Origin of the sequence: Marinobacter sp. UBA5687 (assembly GCF_002420325.1) — a bacterium.
Taxonomy (GTDB): Bacteria; Pseudomonadota; Gammaproteobacteria; order Pseudomonadales; family Oleiphilaceae; genus Marinobacter; species Marinobacter nauticus.
The window spans coordinates 1-20,144 of record NZ_DIHV01000054.1 but is presented as its reverse complement, the minus strand read 5'-3'; the positions used below and the strand labels follow the sequence as shown (position 1 = coordinate 20,144).

Here is a 20,144-nt window from a genome sequence, read left to right as displayed (position 1 = left end):
GGTTATCAAGTAATTCTCTAAAGGAATAACGAAGATGGGTAAGTGTGTTCAGGCGATTCGGGTGCTGCTTCTGATGCTGATCAGTTCCGCTTTATCGGCTGAGACCGTGGAAACGCAGGCGGTAACGCGGGCCACCCTGCAGGAAACCGCCCATCTTGATGGTGTTATTGAAGCGGTTCAGCAGAGTACCGTATCCGCCCAGACCAGCGGTACGGTGGTGGAGCTGCCCTTTGATGTGGATGATTCTGTTGCCGCCGGTGATCTGATCGTGCGCCTGGAAGACAGCGAACAGCAGGCCCGGCTCAACCAGGCTGAAGCCGGATTGCAGGAAGCCCGTTCCGGGTTGCAGGATGCCCGTCAGCAGTATCAAAGAATCGAAGCCATTCATGAACGGGGCCTGGTGTCCCGGCAGGAATTCGACCAGGCCCGCAATAATATGAGCGCTGCTCAGGCCAGGGTGGAAAGGGCGGAAGCGGCGGTGGCCGAAGCCCGCAAGCAGCTGGACTACACCCGTATTATCGCCCCCTATGGCGGCATTCTCACCGAACGGCATGTCGAGCTGGGTGAGTCTGTGAGCCCTGGCCAGCCTTTGCTTAGCGGTTTGTCCCTCGAACAGCTGCGGGTGGTGGTGGATCTGCCCCAGAAATACGCCGATGTTGCCCGCAGCCAGCGCCAGGCCACCGTGACCCTGCCCGATGGCCGGGTGCTCGAGACCGGCGAGATGACGTTCTATCCCTATGCCAACCCGCAAACCCATACCTTCCGGCTGCGCCTTCAGCTAAACGAACCCAATGGTGCCTTGTTCCCGGGCATGCTGGTGAAAGTGAGTGTGCCGGTGGCGAGCCGGGAGGCTCTGTGGATTCCGGCGTCTGCCCTGGTTCAGCGCAGTGAACTGCGGGCCGTGTTCGTGATCAACCCTGAGGGCGAACCACGGCTGCGCCAGATTCGGCCCGGCGTTCGCGATGGTCAGCGGCTGGAGGTGTTGTCGGGGCTCAGTGCCGGTGAACAGGTAGTGAGCAATCCGGGGGTTCTGGTGGGCAGCGAAACACTGGCCATGCCCGGTTCCTCAGCGGCAAGCGGGGAGTAAGCGGCCATGAGTCAGGAATTGCCCCCGGTTGGCCCGTCCGGTGTCATTGCCCGGGCCTTTCAGAACAATCATCTGACCCCGCTGCTGGCCATTCTGGCGATCATCCTCGGTGTCCTGTCGGTGATCGTCACACCAAAAGAAGAGGAACCCCAGATTGATGTCACCATGGCCGACGTCATGGTGGCGCTGCCGGGAGCCAGTGCCCGAGAAGTGGAAAGTGTGATTGCCACGCCGGCCGAACAGGTGATGAGTGAGATCAAGGGCGTAGAGCATGTTTACTCCGTGTCACGACAGGGCCAGGCGGTGGTGACCGTTGAATTCGAGGTCGGTATCACCCGACAGGAAGCACTGGTGCGGCTCTACAACCAGGTGTATTCCAACCAGGACTGGCTGCCGCCGGATCTCGGAGCCTCCCAGCCCCTGATCAAGCCCCGGGGTATAGACGATGTGCCGGTGATGAGCCTGACCCTGTTTGATCCCACCAACACCCATTCCGGGGAGGAACTCACCCGGCTGGCACACATGCTCGAAGTGGCCCTCAAGCGCGTGCCCGGTACCCGGGACATCTATACCCTCGGCGGCGTACCGGACCGGGTGGACATCCTGTTTGATCCGGCGCTGTTGGCGGGGTATGGACTCACTACCGAGGACATCGCGAATGCGCTCAATGCCGGCAACGCGGCCAGCCAGGAAGCCCGGGTAACCCGCGACAACGTCTCCATTCCGGTACAGGCCGGAACGCTGCTGGAATCCGTAGACGATGTCCGTTACCTGGTGGTGGGCATGCACAATGGGGCGGCCGTCTACATGGATGATGTGGCGCAAGTGCGCCGTGGCGGGACGGTGCCGGACCAGAGTGTAATGGTCGGCTTCGGCCCGGCCCACCCGGAGCACAAAGCAGGCGTGGCCGGCCAGGTGTATCCAGCGGTGACGTTGGCGATTGCGAAGAAGCCAGGCGAAAACGCCATCGACATCACCACCGCCATCGAGCAGCGGCTGGATGAGCTGCGTAACCGTGCCCTGCCACCGGATATTGAAGTGCTGGTGACGAGGGATTACGGGGTGACCGCCTCCGACAAGGCGCAGAAACTGATCTCCGATCTGGTGTCCGCCACCGTGGCGGTGATGCTGCTGGTGCTGGCGGCCATGGGCTGGCGCCAGGCCCTGATTGTCGGTATTTCGGTACTGATTACACTGCTGCTAACGTTGGTGTTTTCCTGGGCCTGGGGCTTTACCCTGAACCGGGTGTCGCTGTTCGCGCTGATCTTTTCCATCGGGATTCTGGTGGATGACGCCATCGTGATCACCGAGAACATCAACCGGCGCATCCAGAACACTCGTCGTTCGATCAGGGACATCATCCCGGTGGCGGTGGATGAGGTGGGTACCCCCACCATTATGGCGAGCCTGACCATCATGGCCGCGCTGCTGCCTATGGCGTTTGTGACTGGCCTGATGGGCCCCTACATGAGCCCGATTCCCATCAATGCCTCGGCCGGCATGGTGGTATCCCAGATTGTCGCCTTTGTGGTCGCCCCCTGGCTGGCCTTCCGTTTGCTGAAACACAAAAAGGGCCAGGAGCTGGACGACGCCGGTGAGGCCGCCAGTTCCGCCGAGGGTGCCAGCCCGCTGGCGATGAAGATCTTCAACGGTGTGTTGGGACCGTTTCTGGGCGAGCATGCCTGGCGCCGCCGTTTTCTGGGTCTTGGCGTGGTGCTGCTGACGCTGGCGGCAGCGTCCTTGCCGGTCTTTCTGGCGGTCATTCTCAAGATGCTGCCGTTCGACAATAAATCCGAACTGCAGGTGATTCTGGATATGCCTGAGCGCACGCCGGTGGAACAGACCCAGCGGGTGCTCACTGATATGGGCCATTATCTGGAAACGGTGCCGGAAGTCACCGACTGGCAGACCTATGCCGGTACCGCATCGCCCATCAATTTCAACGGGCTGGTGCGGCAGTATTATCTGCGCAGCGAACCCTATCAGGGCGATATTCAGGTAAACCTGGCCGGCTCCGGGCACAGAGAACGGCCATCACACCAGATTGCCCAGAGCCTGCGTGGCCCGCTGACAGCCATTGCCGATCGCTACGGTGCCAAGGTGAAAATTGTTGAGGTGCCACCGGGGCCGCCGGTGCTGTCGCCGGTGGTGGCCGAAATCTATGCCGCCGATGCCTTCCGCCGGGCGGAACTGGCAACCCTGATTGCTGACGATATGAACGGTATCGAGGGGCTGGTGGATATTGATACCACCCTGGAGGCCCCTACCCGGCAATGGGAAGTGGTGGTAGATAGGGCTCGGGCAGCCCGGCTCGGGGTCTCCCAGGCGCTGGTGGTCAGTACCTTGCAGACCGCGCTGGGCGGGGCTGGTGTCAGTTATCTGCATGATGACCAGGCCAAATACCCAGTGCCGATTCGGGTGATTCTGGCCGAGGGTGACAAGGCACAGCCCTCGGCCCTGCTTTCGGTACAGGTGCGCAGTCGCAGTGGTGAACTGGTGCCGTTGGCCAGCATCGCAGACGTGCGGGAGGCGGACTGGATGGGGGCCATCTATCATAAGGATCTGCTGCCAGTGACCTACGTCACGGCCGATATGGCCGGAGACATCGACTCGCCCCTCTATGGCATGTTCCGCATGGTGGACTTGCTGGAAAATCAGGCGGAGGCTCCGGAGCAGTTCTTTATCCAGCAACCGCCGTTGCCGGAAAAAGGTACTCTGAAGTGGGACGGTGAGTGGCAGATTACCTATGAAACCTTCCGGGACATGGGCGCCGCGTACAGCGTGGGTGTCTTCATGATCTTTGTGCTGCTGGTGGCCCAGTTCCGCTCCTATTTGCTGCCGCTGATCATCATGGCTCCGATTCCGTTGACCCTGATCGGCATCATGCCGGGCCATGCTCTGCTGGATAAGGAGTTCACCGCCACCAGCATGATTGGCATGATCGCCCTGGCCGGCATCATTGTGCGTAACTCCATCCTGCTGGTCGTATTTATCCAGCAATTAATGGAAGAAGGCATGGCGCTTGATAAGGCGGTGGTCATGGCGGGTGCGGTGCGCATCAAGCCTATCCTGCTGACGGCTATATCGGCCATGGTGGGCGCTTACTTTATCCTGAGCGACCCCATTTTCAACGGGCTGGCGATTTCGCTGGTGTTCGGCCTGGCAATGTCGACCCTGTTCACCGTGATCGTGGTGCCCTTGCTTTATTACACCCTGGCCCGTTGCAAATGGATCTGAGGCGTGGTGGCTATCGGGTTGGCCAGTAGCGCTGCATTTCCAGGAACAGGAACGAGGCACTCCAGGTGATCAACATCAGGCCAGTGAGTGCCTCGATGCCGGTGAGGTGCCGGAGTTGGCCGACGGCCTCGATATCGCCATAGCCCAGCGTGGTGAAGGTGGTGAAGGAAAAGTAGGCACAGTCCAGCATGGTGCCACTGAAGTTACCTGTTAGCTGGCCCCAGCCCTCGGCGTGGTGCATGAAATAAAAGGCCGTGGCGAAGATCCACACTTGCAGGGCATGGGCGGTCAGACAGCCCAGCACCGCCACAATCAAACGGAAATGGTGGCTTTGGCGCATGCGTGCGAGAAGGCCGCTTAAACGGATCAGGACTTCGTTATGTATCACCACAACGGCACACACCAGAAGGATGTTCAGCAGGGTGACGTTGATCAAGGTATCGTGAGTGGCGTCCAACGGAGTCTGTCCTGAAGCCGGGAAACCTGCCGGAGTAATCCGGAACCTGTTGAAAATTGTATAGTAAATTCGTTGCCTTCGCGCATCTTCATTTAATCAGAGTATCGACTGTCCATGTCCAGAAAACTGCTCCCCCTGTTGATGATCGCTCTCGGTATCGCCGGCTTTCTGCTTCTGAAGGTAACCCGGCCGGAACCGGCGGAAGTATCCGCCACCGAGCGCAGCTGGCTGGTTCAGGTGCAGGAAATACGTCCCGCCAAAGCGACTCCGGTTCTGCCATTGTATGGTGAGGTGGTCGCGCCGGATTTGCAGACCATCACCGCGACCCTGGCCGGGCGTATCGACCGGTTACCGGTGCGGGAAGGGCAGCAGGTGAGCGAAGGCGACTTGCTGGTCGCGCTGGATGCCGCCGATATTGAACCGGTACTTGCCCAGGCGCGGGCCCAGGTCGCCGACCTGGAGGCGCAGGTGCGGTCCGAACAGGTGCGATACCGCAACGATCAGCAATCCCTGGAGAGTGAAAAGGCCATTCTGGATAACGCCCGTCGCCAGTTTGAGCGCATTCAGTCGCTGGTTGAGCGCAACCTGGCCTCCCGCGAGAACCTTGAGGCTGCCACCGATGCGCTGGCCAGGGCGGAGTTGACCGTTCGTACCCGGGAGCGGGCCATAGCCGAGCATCCGGCCCGGCTGCAAAGCCTTGAGGCCCGGTTGTCGCAGGCCCGGGCCAGTCTGAGTTCGGCAGAACTGGACGGTGAGCGGGCGGTATCAACAGCGCCTTTTGACGGTATGGTCACCAACCTGCAAGTGGCGGCTGGCGATCAGGTATCCCGCAATCAGGCGTTGTTGAGCATCTATCCGATACAGGGGCTGGAAGTCCGGGCGCGGGTGCCGCAGATGTATCTCGGCGAGTTGGTGGATGCCCTGGCCGGGGGGGCAACACTAACGGCTACCGCCGAGGATTCCGGCCTGCGCTTTGAGCTGGTCCGGTTTGTTGGCCTGTCTGATCCGGCCGGCACCGAGGCGGTGCTGGAGCTGAACGGGGAATCGGGAGCCTTGCGGCCCGGGGCTTTGCAGCCACTGCTGCTGCAGCGGCCAGCAAGGGACAACTTGATTACCATACCCTTCAGCGCACTGTACGGGGCCGACAGTGTTTACATCATGACTGATGATAACCGCATGCAGCGGGTGACGGTGCAACGGGTCGGCGAGGCACTCAGCGAGAACGGTGAGCGCCGGTTGTTGATCGCCAGTGAACACCTGAAACCGGGCATGCACCTGATCACCACCCATCTGCCCAATGCGATCACCGGCCTGAAAGTAAAGCTGGCGGATAGCGAGGGGGCACCGGCCTCATGAGTCGCAAAAAGGGTGTGATCGGCTTTTTTGTCCATCACCGGTTGGCCGGCAATCTGGTGATGCTGGTGATGTTGCTCGGTGGCGTAATGGCCCTGACCCGCATGAATATCCAGTTCTTCCCTACTTTCGCCCTGGATGTGGTCAGCGTGCGGGTGGTGTGGAGTGGGGCGTCGGCCGAGGATGTGGAGCGCGGTATTACCGACCCGCTTGAGCAGCGTCTGCGCAGCGTCGACGGCCTCAAGAAGATGACCTCCACGTCGGCGCAGGGGGTGTCGTCCATTACCCTGGAATTCCATGAAGGCACCGACCCGATACAGGCAGTGGATGACGTGCGCCAGCAGGTCGACGAATTCAACAACTTGCCGGCGGATGCCGAAGAACCGCAGGTGGCCAGGGTCGAACGGTACGAACCGGTGGCCCGGCTGCTGGTTTACGGTGATGTCGACCGGGCCGAGTTGCGCCAGCTGGTGTACCGGTTTGAGGACGAATTACTGGACCGGGGCATCGACCGGGTCACGCTCCGGGGCCTGCCAGAGCAGCAGATCAGTATTGATGTGCCGGTGGAGCGCCTGGAATCCCTGGGCCTTTCGCTGGAACAGATTGCCGATCGGGTGGCGTCGCTGTCCCGTGACCTGCCGGCGGGGATGATGGCTCAGCAGGATGCCACCCGAGAGCTGCGGGCGGTGCAACAGCGACGCAGCCCCCAGGCCTTCGAGACCATTCCGGTACTCAGCGGTGATCGCATCCGCATGCAACTGGGTGACATAGCCATCATCCGCCAGGAAGCCCGGGACAACCAGACGGTCATGGAAAACAACGGCATGCCCGCCGTAGAGCTGCAGCTTCAGCGGGCGGAAAACGGCAACTCCCTGACCGCCGCGCGGGTGTTTGAGTCCTGGCTGACGGATACCCGCCCGACCTTGCCGGCCACCGTAAATATCAAGGTTTACGACGAAACCTGGCAGCTGATTGAAGACCGGATTTCCCTGCTGGTGAATAACGGCCTGGGTGGTCTGGTGCTGGTGGTGGGGCTGCTCTACCTGTTTCTTCCCGGGCGGGTCGCCGCCTGGGTGGCGGTGGGTATTCCCACCGCCTTTCTCGCCGCCCTGGGGGTGCTATGGCTGATCGGCGGCTCCATCAACATGATTTCACTGTTTGCCCTGATCATGGCCCTGGGGGTGATCGTTGACGATGCCATCGTTGTGGGGGAGGACGCGGATGCCCATGCCCGTATGGGAGAGCAGTCCATCTATGCCGCCGAAGGCGCTGCCAAGCGTATGGTCTGGCCAGTACTGGCTTCGTCCCTGACCACGGTGGCGGCGTTCATGCCACTGCTGGTGGTGGGAGGTGTAATAGGCAATATCCTGGGCGATATTCCGGTGGTGATGATCTGCGTGTTGATTGCCTCTCTGTTGGAGTGTTTTGTGGTCTTGCCAGCCCATCTTCGCCATGCCTTTGTCCGCAAGGTTTCCGAGAATCAGCCAGAGCGACGCCCTCACGCCGTGGCCCGTTTGCGCCGGGGATTTGAGCAGCGGTTCGATACCTTCCGCGACGGCCCTTTCCGCCGGTTTTCCCGCTATAGCCTGAAGCACCGGGGCATGACCGTAGCCTCGGCACTGGCGTTGGCCATTGTCACCGTCGGCCTGCTGGCCGGTGGACGGCTTGGGTTCAACTTCTTCCCGACGCCGGAACCATCGGTGTTCTACGCCAATGCCAGCTTTGTGGCAGGCACGGACAAGGACACGGTGGCGCGCTTCATCCGGGAAATGCAGCGCTCACTCACCGAAACGGAGGAGGCCCTGGGTGGCGATCTCGTACTCCATGCCGTGACCACCTACGGCGCTACTCAAGGGGCTGAAGGCAGTTCCCGGAACGATGACGAGCTTGGCTCCATGCTGGTAGAGCTGGTGCCTTCGGACAGCCGTTCCGTGCGCAATGCCGAGTTCATTCGGGAATGGCGCAGCCGAATGACGCTGCCAGCCGGACTCGATGCCCTGAACATCAACGAGCGCCAGGCCGGCCCGCCCGGGCGAGATGTCAATGTGCGACTGACCGGTGATGACGCAGAGGCCCTGAAGCGGGCCGCGGATGAAGTGGCCCAGGCTCTGGATACCCTGCCGGGCGTGCTGGATGTGGAAGACGATATGCCCTGGGGCCGGGAACAGTTGCTCTATCAGGTCAGCCCTTATGGTGAGGCCCTGGGGCTGACCACTGTGGATCTGGGCCGACAGTTACGGGCGGCATTTGATGGCCGGATTGCCCAGATCTACCAGGATGGTCGCGATGAGGTGGAAGTCCGGGTGCAGTTGCCGAGGGCGCAACGGGAGCAATATTCCACCCTGGAGCGCATGACCATCCGCATCCCTGATGGTCGTTTCGTACCGCTGACCCAGGTGATGAACCTGGATCACCGCCAGGGATTCCAGGCCCTGCGCCACGCCGATGGCAAGCTTGCGGTGGAGGTCACCTCGGCGCTGAATACCCGGGTTGCCACCACCGACCAGATTCTTGAAAGCCTGCAGTCCGGGCCTTTGCCGGAGATCGCCAGTCGCCACGGTGTGCGCTACAGCTTTGAGGGCCGCTCGGCCGATCAACGCGAAACCATGGCGGACATGCAAACGGGGCTGCTTATCGGCCTGGCCCTGATGTATGTGGTGCTGGCCTGGGTGTTTGCATCCTGGAGTCTGCCCCTGATCGTCATGGCGATTATTCCCTTTGCCCTGATCGGTGCCCTCCTGGGCCACTGGATCATGGGGCTGCAGCTCACCATACTGTCGCTGTTCGGGTTGTTCGGCCTGTCCGGTATCGTGGTGAATAACGCCATTATTCTGGTGGCTTTCTACAATCAGCAACGGCAGAAGGGGCTGGACATCACGGATGCCCTGAATGAGGCCGCCGTGCAGCGGGTTCGCGCCGTTCTGCTGACGTCCTTGACGACCATCGGGGGGCTGACACCGCTGCTGTTCGAAACGTCGTTGCAGGCCCAGTTCCTGATTCCCATGGCAACGTCGATTGCCTTTGGCTTGGGACTGTCCACCTTCCTGGTGCTGCTGGTGATTCCAGCGCTGTTGTCCTGGGTCGAGCAATTCCGGGAATGGCGTGCCCAACGCAGGAACGGTGCGGCAGAACCTCTGGGGGCTGCCGACTGAATACCGGGAGAAAACATGGCCGATAACCTGATCAGTGCCACCGGCCTGAGCAAACAGTTCGAGAGCGGCGACCAGCATGTGACCGTGTTGCGGGAACTGAGTGTGCATCTGGGGCGAGGCGAGTCGCTGGCGCTCACCGGCCCGTCCGGTTCCGGGAAAAGCACGCTGCTGAATGTTCTTTGTGGTCTGGAGTCTCCCGGTTCCGGTCGGCTGGCGATGTTGGGACAGCCTTTGGCCGGGGATGGCGCGCCAACGGGCAAGGCCCTGGAGCGGGCCTGGTGCGAATTGAGGCAGAGCCGACTCGGCGTGGTCTTTCAGGATGCCAACCTGATGCCGACCCTGTCCCTGCTGGATAATATCCGGTTGCGAGCGCGCCTGGCTGGCCGGGACGACACCAGCGCTGGCAACTGGCTCCAGAGGTTGGGCATTGGTGAGCTGGGCCAGCGTTATCCGGATCAGGTTTCCGGTGGCCAACGCCAGCGGGCTGCGCTGGCCATGGTATTTGTTACCCGGCCGGCACTGATTCTGGCGGATGAGCCGACCGGTAGCCTGGACCGGAGGACGGCTGAGACTGTCGCCGATGAGTTGTTCGAACTCCAGGCCCGCCATGGCTGTGGGCTGGTGCTGGCGACCCACGATGCGGACCTGGCAGCCCGTTGCCTGCATCAACTGGACCTCGGGCACCAGGGCCGGCCCTGAAGACCTATGTCTCCCCGCATCGCATTGTTCAGTCATTATCGTCGTCACCCCCTGCAGCTGGCCGCGCTGGCCGCCATGATCCTGCTTGCCACCGCGCTCTGGACTGGAATACATCACCTCACCAGCCAGGCCAGGGCCAGCCTTGAACAGAGCGAGAGCGCTGTCGCCGAGCGCCAGCAAGTGGTGCGTGAGGACGGCCAGCCGGTCTCGGTGCAGGACTTTGTCACCCTTCGGCGCCAGGGCCTGTGCGTGATGCCTTGGCTGGAAGTGCCGGTACCGGGGCGCGGTCGGCTGGTGGGCATTGATCCGCTGGCGGCCCATTGCTTTGCCGAGCCGGGACACACGCCAACACCCTGGCAGGGCGAACTCGATGGCAAGCCTTTCGTCGATATCAGCGAAGCCGCTGTTCAGGCCTCAGCCGAGGCATCGGCCCTGGTTCTGCTGGTGTCGCAAGCCGACGGTCAGTCGCCACCACCGGCGGGCTACCGCTATCAGGCATTCGCCGTTGCGCCTGACACGGCAGAGCTGGGTGACAGTTTTCTGCTCAACCTGGATGCGCTCGGAGTGCTGGTCCTGCTGATTAGCTCGTTGTTGTTGCGCAGTGTGTTCCTGCTCGGCCTGGCTCAACGTCGGGAAAGCCTGGCTCTGCTGTATCGCTATGGCGTGAACAGGAGCCAGCTCAGCCGGCTGTTGCTGGTGGAAAACCTGCTGCTGGCGTTGGTGTGCATACTGCCCGGGGTTTGGTTGGGGCGGGCGCTGGCACTGGTTTTGGCAGATGGCTTTGGGCAGGCCCTGGAAGGCCTGTTCGACCGTCCGCTCTATGCCGGTGGAGGGGAGGACTGGTGGCTGCCAACCCTGACCATGGTGGCGGTGGTCGTGGCCGCTTGCCTGGCGGGCGTTCGGGACTCGTCGGGGCCGCTCCGGACTCGGGTGCAACTGGCATTTTTCATGGTGCTACTGGTTTTGGGGCTGGCACTATCTCTGTGGGCACCAACTCTGATCTGGCTGTTCCTGGCGGTGGCGCTGGTTTTTCTCGCTGCCGGTTGGCTGGCCCCGCTGGCGATTGCCGGGGTTGTCCGCTGGCTGGCCCGTAACACCGGGGATCCGCTGATTCGCTGGCGTCTACAGGAAGTCGCAGTCCTGGTGCGTCGGCTGGCGTTACCGCTGGTGGCCCTGCAGTTTGCCTTGGCACTGGTGCTGGCGGTTCATGCCCTGGTAACCACGTTCGAGGACACCTTTGACCAGTGGCTGGGGCAACGGCTGGAAGCGGATTACTACATTGAAGTACCGCAAGGGGCGGATATCACCGCTGCCGTAAGCTGGCTGGCGGCAAAGCCGGAGCTGGTGAGCCCGGAATTGTGGCATCAGGTGATTCGTGGGCGGGCCAGCGTGCAGGCAGCATCAGGCAGGGAGCCGGTGCCTGTCGATGTGTTTGCGCTCGGGCCGGTCAGTCACCTGGTGCAAAACTGGCGCCTGCTGGCGCAAACAGAAACGCCCTGGCAGGCGTTGGCGCGGGGCGAGGGGCTAATGGTCAATGAGCAGTTGGCCAGAAGGCAAAAGCTTGCAGTAGGCGACCGTCTCATTGTCAGGCTTGGCGCCCGTCGGTTACAGGCTCCGGTGCTGGCCGTTTATCCGGATTACGGGCGGCCCTCCGGTGAGGTGCTGGTGCCGGCGAGTCTCTTGCCCGAGGACTTTGAAGCCCGCTTTCGAAGCCTGTCGATAAGCGCGGGCATCGAAGAGATCAAAGTGGTTGAGGCGCAACTGGCCCGGCTTTGGCATACCCCTCAGCTGACCGTGAGGGATAACCAGGCCATCCGGACCCTGGCCACTGATGTTTTTGATCAGACCTTCTTGCTGACCCGGGCCATGACTACCCTCACGCTGATTCTGGCCGCCGCCGCGTTGTTGCTGATGGTGTGGGTCTTTCTCTCTACCCGCGCCTGGTATTTTCGCCTGCTGATCGTCTGGGGTATGCCCCAACGCCAGGCCGCGACTCAGCTCACCCGGGTTTCCCTGGCTCTGATTCTTGCGGTATTGGTTTGTGCACTGCCACTTGGCGTGTGGCTCACCTGGATTCTGGTCCAGCGCGTCAATCCGCTGGCTTTTGGCTGGTCACTGCCGATGGCGGTGTACCCGGGGTTCTGGATCGAGCTGGCCGTGTTGGCTCTGATCATCGGCCTCAGCATTGCCTTGCTGATGCGCCTGCAACTGCGTCGCCCGGCCTCGGCGCCGGAGTCCGCCCACGGGCTGCAGGGAGGGGAACGATGAATCTTTTCGTTATCGTACTTCTGGCGCTGCTACTCACCGCCTGTGATCGGGCAGAAGAGCCGAGCGGATTCGCAGGCCTTGCCGGTGTGGCGGAATCTGAGCATGAGATTCAGTTCCTGCAGCCCGGGCCCGGAGACCGGCTGTCCTTCCCCGCCGATTTAGGCCCTCATCCCCAGCACCGCATTGAATGGTGGTATCTCACCGCGAATCTGGAAACCGAAAACGGCAGGCCGCTGGGTCTGCAATGGACGCAGTTCCGGCAGGCCTTGACCCCGAGGTCCGTTGAATCCGAACCGCCGAAGCCGGCACTCTGGCCTCTGGAGGCTGCCTGGATGGCTCATGCAGCGGTGAGCTACAACGGTCAGCACCGCTTTGCCGAAAAGCTCGCCAGGGGTGATGTCGGGCATGCCGGGGCCACCGCCCAACCTTTTTCAGTCTGGCTGGATCACTGGCACCTGAGGCCAGCGAGCGGACACGTTGGCTGGCAGCTGTCGGTCGCTACAGAACACTGGTCCTACGATCTGTCGTTGCAGCCGCAAGGTGATCCTGTCGCTCATGGTGACGACGGTTTCAGCGCCAAATCCGCCAGTGGCGAAGGCTCCATGTACTTCAGCCTGGTAGATCTGAAAATTGAGGGAACGGTTACCCTTGAGGGTGACACGTTGAGGGTGGCGGGCACTGGGTGGTTCGACCGGGAGTGGAGCAGCCAGTTTCTCAAAGCCGGACAGCAGGGCTGGGACTGGTTTGCCCTGCATCTGGATTCGGGGGACAAGCTGATGCTGTTCCAGTTGCGGGAAACACAACAGGCGTTCCGCTCGGGTACCTGGATTCCAGCCACGGGCGAGCCGGTGGCGCTGGGGCCGGAACAGATCGGGCTGACCTCTGTGGGCCAGCCAGCCGGTTATCCGCGCCGTTGGCAGATAACCCTTCCGGCTTTCGACGTGAACCTTGAGGTCTCCGCGCCGGCAGGGGATTACCGGAATTCCGGGCCCTATCCGTATTGGGAGAGCCCGGTTTCCGTCACCGGAAGCCATTCCGGCGTGGGTTACATGGAGCTTACCGGTTACCAGGCACAATAAGGCCCGGAAACTCACTCAACGGCATTGGCACCGATACGGTGAATGCTGAGGTCGGCACCGTTGAACTCTTCTTCCTCTGTCAGTCTCAGACCGCTAATGGTTTTGATGGCACCGTAAACGATGAGCCCGCCGGCAAAGGCCACGATCACACCGGCCACCGAGCCAATAATCTGCGACATCAGGCTGACGCCACCCAGGCCCCCGAGCGTTTCCTGGCCGAAGATACCGCAGGCAATGGCGCCCCAGACACCACATACGCCATGCAAGGGCCAGACACCCAGAACATCATCCAGCCGCTCGATTTTCGCCTGTGCCCACTCGAACAGATAGACAAAGATGGCACCGGCCACTCCCCCGGTAATCAGGGCGCCGACGGGGTGCATCAGGTCTGAGCCGGCGCACACCGCCACCAGTCCGGCCAGCGGACCGTTGTGAATGAAGCCAGGGTCTTTGCGGCCGAGCAGCATGGAAACCAGAATACCCCCCACCATGGCCATCAGACTGTTGACCGCAACCAGGCCACTGATGCCGTCCAGAGTCTGGGCCGACATGACGTTAAAGCCAAACCAGCCCACGGTCAGAATCCAGGCGCCGAGGGCGAGAAACGGAATGTTGGAAGGGGCAAAGGCCACGACCCGACCGTTGCGATAGCGACCGGTGCGGGCGCCGAGCAGCAGTACCGCAGCGAGAGCAATCCAGCCACCGACAGCATGCACCACAACGGAGCCGGCGAAATCATGGAATGACGCACCAAACTGGTTCTCCAGCCAGGCCTGGAAACCAAAGTTCCCGTTCCAGATCAGGCCCTCAAAGAAAGGATAGACGAAGGCCACGATCAGGCCCGAGGCAATCAGCATGGGGTAGAAGCGGGCACGCTCTGCGATGCCGCCGGAAACGATCGCCGGAATGGCCGCGGCGAAGGTCATCAGGAAGAAAAATTTGACCAGTTCATAGCCGTTGGCGGAGGTGAGTTCGGCGGCGCCATTGAGAAAGTGCCCGCCATAGGCGATGTAGTAGCCGATGAAAAAATAGGCGACTGCGGATATGCCGAAGTCGGTCATGATTTTAACCAGGGCATTGACCTGATTTTTGTGGCGAACTGTGCCCACTTCCAGGAACGCAAAGCCGGCGTGCATGGCCAGCACCATAATGGCGCCAATCAGAATGAAGAGCGTGTTGGCGCTCTCGGTCAGGGTGTGTACGGCACTCGTGATGTCCACGGGTTTTTCTCCTGAGTGTTTTGATTACGCGGCTTCTGATGAGCCGTTGTGCATTGTTGGGGTGCGACTCAAGCAAGTGCTGTTCCAAAACAATGCATATCAAGTACTGCAGGGGGGTTGGAGAACCTGAGGGCGCCGAGGGAGGTATTTATCTGCGTCAAAGTGCACCAGAGGCGTGCGCATCAAGGGCTTGTGCACCAATCTGGATAGGGCGCGAGGCAAGGTTTTACTACCAGGTAATCTCGCTGGGCGTATCCCGACCGGGCTCAATGCCAATAATGGCTTCCTGCGACTCGCTTTCGGAACGAATCAGCTCGCGAAGGCGCAGTTCCTGCTCTTCCATGGGCTCGGACAGATCGATAACGATTTCAACCCGCCGGTTCTTGGCTCGGTTTTCCGGCGAGGTGTTGGGTACCCGTGGTTCGGTGTCGGCCAGACCGGTCACCCGGATGCGGTCCGGAGTCACCTGCTCCCGAGCCAGCAGAACATTAGCCACCGCGGCGGCACGGGCTGCGGACAGGTCCCAGTTACTGTAGAAACGTTCGGTGCGGATGGGCACGTTATCGGTATGGCCTTCAATGGCGAGGTCGCCGGGCATGTCGGCCAGAACCTCCGCCATATCCAGCAGCAGGCCCTCGAATTCCCAGGTCAGTTGGGCTGAACCTGAGGCAAACGAGCCCTTCTCCTCAATGCGAATGATGATGCGGCGCTGATCTTCCGAGACGTTGATCCGGCCATCCATAATAGCCGGTTCCAGCACTTCAAGAATCCGGGCCATGTTGGCGTCCATCTGTTCCTGGATGGATTCCTCAATGGCTTTCTCTTCGGGGCTTTTCAGAGTCTGGATTTCGGGCTGTACGTCGGTGGTGGTCTGTTTGACTTCATTGACCACAGTGGGCTCTGGCGGCGCCGGCGAAAACTTGTCGAAGATCGGGCTGGTGCCCTGAGGGATCTCAAGCGCAGGCACTTCCCGCTGCACCCCGAAGGCCTTGGAGAGTTCACCGGCGATCTGTTTGAACTTCTGGGCGTCGATTTCCGAAAACGACAGGAGCAATACGAAAAAGCACATCAGCAGCGACATCAGGTCGGCAAATGTGACAACCCACGCAGGAATCCCGGGCTTTTCCTCTTCTGGCAAATCATCCATGTTTAACCGCCTGCCGTTTCCGCATCGCCGTTTCTGGCCCGCTCTTTGGGCGAAAGATAGCTGGACAGCATCTGCTCGATAATGCGCGGGTTGGTGCCTTCCTGGATGGCGACGAGGGCATCAATATAGAGCGATTGCATGCGGGCCTCCTCCGTCATGCGCAGGGACAGCTTGTCGGCAATGGGGGTAGCGATCATTGTGGCGATCATGGCGCCGTAGAGCGTGGTCAGCAGGGCTACGGCCATGGCCGGCCCGATAGACTTGGGATCTTCCATGTTGGACAGCATCTGCACCAGGCCAATCAGCGTGCCAATCATACCCATGGCCGGAGCCACATCTGCCATGGCGGTGAACACTTTTGCGCCCGACCGGTTGTGTTCCAGTGTCATCAGGCGTTCCTTGTTGAGGAACTGCTTGATGGTGTTGCCGTCCTGTCCGTCCACCAGCATCTGAATACCCTGGCCCAGGAATGGACTACTGACCTCCCTCCCTTCGATACCAAGAACGCCCTCTTTTCGAGCGATGCTGGCAATCTCCACCAGTTCTTCGATGCTGGCCTGAGTTTCGGGCAGTTTGAATTTGAACGCTCGGGCTGCCACCTTGAAGGCATCAAAAAACTGGGCAAGACTGAACTTGGCCAGTACTACCAGCAAGGTACCGCCAATCACAATCAGCAGGGATGGCGGATTGATGAACATGCCTGGCGATGCGCCCAGGATAATGGCCGAAGAAATCAGAAGAATGGCGCCGACGAGGCCGATAAGGGTGGCGAAATCCACAGTAACTCCAGAACTGTGCAGGTGACGATTAAGGGGGCGGGAGAATACTCCCTGGTTGATTATTAATCAATGCCCGGTTGGTCCCTCATCCTATGATGAGTGAAGCTCCTTCCATGCAGCGTAGCGGTGCAGATCGGATTCGACCAGTTTAAGGCACAAGGCAACCACACCGGCATCATCAACCAGGCCGAAGCCGAAGATCAGATCCGGAATCAGGTCCAGCGGATTCAGCACGTACAGCAACGCTCCGGCTACCGCAGCGATGGACTTCCAGGGTATGGCCCGGTAGTGGCCGTACCAGTAATCGCGAATCAGCGAGAACATCAGCTTGATATCGGTAGAGAAACGATTCAGCCTGCCGCTGTTTTTGACTTTCTCTTCAACGGCTTTTTGTCGTTCAAGCAGGGCCTCAAGGTCGCCTCTGTGAACCTTGGCACTTTGCTCTTTCAACTCGTTTGCAGCCGTTTTATCTGAGATCCATGCCATACATTGTCACCACTTTGCTCAGCGATTGCCTCAACATAACGAAATCGTGCTGGTTCGTCACCTTCCCAGGCCATTTCAATAATTCGTGAGACTTCCTGGGAGTTCAGGATCGGGCGCTTCATGGTCTTTGGATTTGTGGTGGTCCGGAACGAAGGCCAGCCGTTTTCGAATCAGTACGTCCTGAGCTCTGAGTAATGGCTCGGTATCTGTGGCCGGCTCGGTCAATGTAAAAAGGTAGGCGACGGCTTCTGCGGTTGAGAGTTGCCCGGCCTTTGGGGCCTTTCGGATACGGTAACGCGAAGCCGGTGGATCAGCGAAATGAAAGCAGGGCAACTGCCGGAACTGCGGGTTCAGGTGCAGGATTTTAGCGGCTTTACGCCAGGTGCCATCCAGAACCAGCCACTGGTCGATCTGGGCTGCCGCGTTGCTCTCCACGGGCTGACTGTCAGCACATGGAAACAGCAGTCCGGAACGGGTTTCGGTTAACAGACGCTCCAAGCCTTGATGGGAAAAAGAGGCAGGGCTCTCGCCGACCAGTACCTCCAGCCGGGTCAGGCACTGCTGAAGTACTCGCACAGTACCCTTGCTGTGACCGACTTCTGACGGGTGCTGCAAAATGATGACGCGATGGCGGTTGTCGACCTGCTCGCAAACCTCGCATACGCAGGTGTTCGGGTGCAGGCCGCAGCGGGTACACAGTGCTCTGGCCACGCTTAACCCACGAAAATGCGCTTGGCCAACCCCGCGCCTTTCAGGCCGCGAACGGCCAGGGTTGTAACCAGCCCGCCGATCATTGCCCCGACCACGCCACAGGTAAGAATATCCTGCCCGGTCAGGTACAGTCCGGGGATGTCGGTTTTCGGCCTCAGCCAGCGTTGCTCGAAACGTTCTGGCGTGTGGTCCAGCCCGTACAGCTCACCCTGCTCATAGCGGCAGAACCAGGCGGTCGACAGTGGTGTGGAGGTTTCCACATAGTCGACTTTACCTCGAAGCTGGGGCAATTTTTCGTACATGACTTCCAGAAGCTGCTCGGTGATCCGAGCCTTCAGAGCCTCATAATCCTCGCCCCGTTTGCCCCAGGTGGAGCCCTGCCACGGCTCGAACATTTCCCAGGTGGTGGGCGCCACAATCTCGATGGTGGAGGTTCCGGGCCAGCGGTTCTGGTAGTCCGGGTCTTTGGCTGCCGGGAACGAGATGTAGACTACCGGGAAAGAGGTGTTCCGGGGATCTTTCAGGAATTGCTCCACGTTGCCATCGTGGTCGGCGCTTGGATAAATCCAGAAGTTGGTGCGCGGCAAGCCGAGCTGGTCGGGCGTGCCTTTCAGGCCTATATACAGGCCGATATGGGGCATTGAGGGTTTGATGTGTTCCCGGCTGCCAGGATAGCCAATGCTGTCTGCGACAGACTCGGGTAAAAGCCGTTCGAAAGTATTGATCACACCGGCGTTGCTGATCACCAGCGGCGACCGGATATCATGGCCATCGGCCATGCGCACACCCACGGCTTTGCCCTTTTCGACCAGGATCTCTCTCACGTCGGCGTAGGTGAGCACGTCACCACCGCCGGACTGAATCACCGGGATGATGGTTTTGGCAATTTCCGAGGCACCGCCCACCGGGTAGAAACCACCGTACAGGTAATGTTTGGCAATGAGCGCGTGCACCATGAAGCTCGACTGTTTCGGGGTCACCCCGCAATCGCCCCACTGACCGGTAATGGCGCCAATCAGCTCTTCGTTGGCGGTGAGTTCCCGCAATACGTCATAGGTGGTGCGGTTGAAACAGTCCGGCAGTACCGTTTTCAACCCTCTGGAAACCAGTGGCGCAGCCAGCGCGGGCGAGAGTTTGGACAGGGTATACCATTGCATGCCATCGGCCACTTTTCCGAGCAGAGCCAGGTAACGGTCGATGGCCTCTTCTTCGTCCGGGAAGGACGCCAGTAGCGAGTGCCTCAGGCCTTCCTTGCCGGCCCTGAGGTTGACCACTTTGTCGCCCAGAAAGAACCGGTCGTAGTTTTCATCCATCGGTGCCCATTCGAGCTTGCCGTCGGTGATGTAATCGAACAGCCGGCGGCCGAGGGTGTGGCGCGCGCCCATGTCGCCTATGTAGTGCACGCCCACATCCCACTCGTAGCCATTACGGGCGTAGCTGTGGGTGTAGCCACCGGCGGTGTAATGCTGTTCCAACACCAGTACTTTGTAGCCGGCTTTGGACAGGCAGGCGGCGGTGGTCAGACCGCCGATACCGGAGCCGATCACTACCGCATCATAGGGCCCATCGAGCCGGCTCGCGCGGTAACGGGTACCGATTCGGATTGTACTGGGCTTCAAGGATTTCGAATTTGTATCTACCACCACGCTTTTCCCCACATTTCCGGATTGGCCCAGTTATCGGGATTGTTCCAGGCCCGTTTATGATTGTAAGTATCCAGATTGTAGGTATAGAGCGTGAGTGCGCCGTTCTCGCTTTCGATATCGGCATGACGCTGAAAGCCCAGGGCGATGAAGTCGGTAAAGCCCCAGTCTGTGGTTTGGGGCACCAATACCGCAATCTGATGGGTGCCATAGTTGCGTAACTGTCCCAGTAAAAGCGCCCCTTCTTCGTAGGGGAGATGTTCCAGGGTGTCGGTGATAATGGCCAGGTCGGGCACGGAATCCAGTGGCAGTCGGGCGTTCGGGTCCGCGGTGTCCAGCGTCAGCAAGCGAACGGCTTCCCGTTGCCCGTGCCACACCTCGCTGACCCGGCTGGCGGTGTCGCCACAATACAGAAGGATGTCTGGCTGGCTGGTATCCAGAATCCGGGCCAGTACTTTCTCCGGATGGCTTACAGATGTCGTCATGATAGTGGCCAGTCTGCTGCGTCTACGGTATGCAGGCCCACTGATTGTAGAGCCTCGCCTTGCCAACGATGCACGAAGGCCCCCTCAGGATCGTACTGTTGCGCCTGCTTGTCCAGATTGAACTGCCTGAGCCCGCGGGGATCGGCGCCGACGCCGGCCAGGTACTGCCAGTTTCCGTAGTTACTGGCAACGTCGTAATCCACCAATTGCTGTTCGAACCAGGCGGCACCGTAACGCCAATCCAGTTCCAGTTCATTGATCAGGCAGCTGGCCACCAGCTGGCGCGCGCGGTTACTGATGTAGCCGGTTTCCCGCAGCTGATTCATGGCCGCGTTGACTAT

The 20,144-nt window shown here is 60.4% G+C and carries 16 protein-coding genes; 7 read left to right on the top strand and 9 right to left on the bottom strand.

Annotated features, from left to right (window positions below):
- The first annotated feature begins 34 nt into the window (after window positions 1–34).
- Together B3Y70_RS05780 and B3Y70_RS05775 are read left to right on the top strand one after the other, a co-directional pair.
- Entirely contained in the window at window positions 35–1,087 is a 1,053-nt protein-coding gene (locus tag B3Y70_RS05780) for an efflux RND transporter periplasmic adaptor subunit (RefSeq protein WP_273030723.1), read from the top strand.
- 6 nt (window positions 1,088–1,093) lie between these two features.
- Window positions 1,094–4,324 carry an efflux RND transporter permease subunit gene (locus tag B3Y70_RS05775; protein ID WP_273030721.1) on the top strand — a complete coding sequence of 1,077 codons (3,231 nt, stop codon included), beginning with the start codon at window positions 1,094–1,096 and terminating at the stop codon, window positions 4,322–4,324.
- Window positions 4,325–4,334: 10 nt separating this feature from the next.
- On the opposite strand, the gene B3Y70_RS05770 is transcribed toward B3Y70_RS05775, so the two are convergent.
- A complete protein-coding gene (locus B3Y70_RS05770; protein ID WP_014420223.1) occupies window positions 4,335–4,781 on the bottom strand; it encodes a potassium channel family protein in 447 nt (148 codons plus the stop codon).
- Between the two features lie 114 nt (window positions 4,782–4,895).
- On the opposite strand from B3Y70_RS05770, the gene B3Y70_RS05765 reads away from it, so the two are divergent.
- The 5 genes from B3Y70_RS05765 to B3Y70_RS05745 are packed head-to-tail and all read left to right on the top strand — an operon-like array spanning window position 4,896 to window position 13,332.
- Window positions 4,896–6,137 carry an efflux RND transporter periplasmic adaptor subunit gene (locus tag B3Y70_RS05765; protein ID WP_286893006.1) on the top strand — a complete coding sequence of 414 codons (1,242 nt, stop codon included), beginning with the start codon at window positions 4,896–4,898 and terminating at the stop codon, window positions 6,135–6,137.
- Entirely contained in the window at window positions 6,134–9,286 is a 3,153-nt protein-coding gene (locus tag B3Y70_RS05760; protein ID WP_286893008.1) for an efflux RND transporter permease subunit, read from the top strand. Before B3Y70_RS05765 ends, B3Y70_RS05760 begins: the two co-directional genes overlap by 4 nt.
- Window positions 9,287–9,301: 15 nt before the next feature.
- The gene (locus B3Y70_RS05755; protein WP_288589372.1) at window positions 9,302–9,985 is read left to right on the top strand and encodes an ABC transporter ATP-binding protein; all 684 of its coding nucleotides are present in this window, start codon (window positions 9,302–9,304) and stop codon (window positions 9,983–9,985) included.
- A gap of 6 nt (window positions 9,986–9,991) precedes the next feature.
- Window positions 9,992–12,253, top strand: coding sequence for an ABC transporter permease (locus tag B3Y70_RS05750; RefSeq protein ID WP_288589371.1), 2,262 nt, complete (start codon window positions 9,992–9,994; stop codon window positions 12,251–12,253).
- Entirely contained in the window at window positions 12,250–13,332 is a 1,083-nt protein-coding gene (locus tag B3Y70_RS05745; RefSeq protein ID WP_288589370.1) for a lipocalin-like domain-containing protein, read from the top strand. Before B3Y70_RS05750 ends, B3Y70_RS05745 begins: the two co-directional genes overlap by 4 nt.
- Window positions 13,333–13,343: 11 nt before the next feature.
- Here B3Y70_RS05745 and B3Y70_RS05740 read toward each other — a convergent pair whose 3' ends face one another.
- From B3Y70_RS05740 to B3Y70_RS05705, 8 genes are all read right to left on the bottom strand, one after another.
- Window positions 13,344–14,552 (bottom strand): ammonium transporter, encoded by a 1,209-nt coding sequence (locus tag B3Y70_RS05740; protein WP_199453620.1) that lies wholly within the window; start codon window positions 14,550–14,552, stop codon window positions 13,344–13,346.
- A 229-nt stretch (window positions 14,553–14,781) separates the two neighbouring features.
- Complete coding sequence (locus B3Y70_RS05735; protein ID WP_022993371.1) at window positions 14,782–15,699, bottom strand: flagellar motor protein MotB; 918 nt, start codon at window positions 15,697–15,699, stop codon at window positions 14,782–14,784.
- Between the two features lie 2 nt (window positions 15,700–15,701).
- On the bottom strand, window positions 15,702–16,478 hold the full coding sequence (pomA, locus tag B3Y70_RS05730; RefSeq protein WP_288589369.1) for a flagellar motor protein PomA: 777 nt from the start codon (window positions 16,476–16,478) through the stop codon (window positions 15,702–15,704).
- A gap of 90 nt (window positions 16,479–16,568) precedes the next feature.
- Window positions 16,569–16,964: a YkvA family protein gene (locus B3Y70_RS05725; RefSeq protein WP_023010703.1), complete on the bottom strand. Its 396-nt coding sequence runs from the start codon at window positions 16,962–16,964 to the stop codon at window positions 16,569–16,571.
- A 75-nt stretch (window positions 16,965–17,039) separates the two neighbouring features.
- Window positions 17,040–17,675: a tRNA-uridine aminocarboxypropyltransferase gene (locus B3Y70_RS05720; RefSeq protein ID WP_222197703.1), complete on the bottom strand. Its 636-nt coding sequence runs from the start codon at window positions 17,673–17,675 to the stop codon at window positions 17,040–17,042.
- A 2-nt stretch (window positions 17,676–17,677) separates the two neighbouring features.
- On the bottom strand, window positions 17,678–19,321 hold the full coding sequence (locus B3Y70_RS05715) for a phytoene desaturase family protein (RefSeq protein WP_011783871.1): 1,644 nt from the start codon (window positions 19,319–19,321) through the stop codon (window positions 17,678–17,680).
- On the bottom strand, window positions 19,312–19,803 hold the full coding sequence (locus B3Y70_RS05710) for a DUF6231 family protein (protein WP_273030704.1): 492 nt from the start codon (window positions 19,801–19,803) through the stop codon (window positions 19,312–19,314). Before B3Y70_RS05710 ends, B3Y70_RS05715 begins: the two co-directional genes overlap by 10 nt.
- Window positions 19,800–20,144, bottom strand: a 345-nt coding sequence (locus tag B3Y70_RS05705) for an FAD-binding domain-containing protein (RefSeq protein ID WP_288589368.1), incomplete at its 5' end; no start/stop codon positions are given. The genes B3Y70_RS05710 and B3Y70_RS05705, both read right to left, overlap by 4 nt.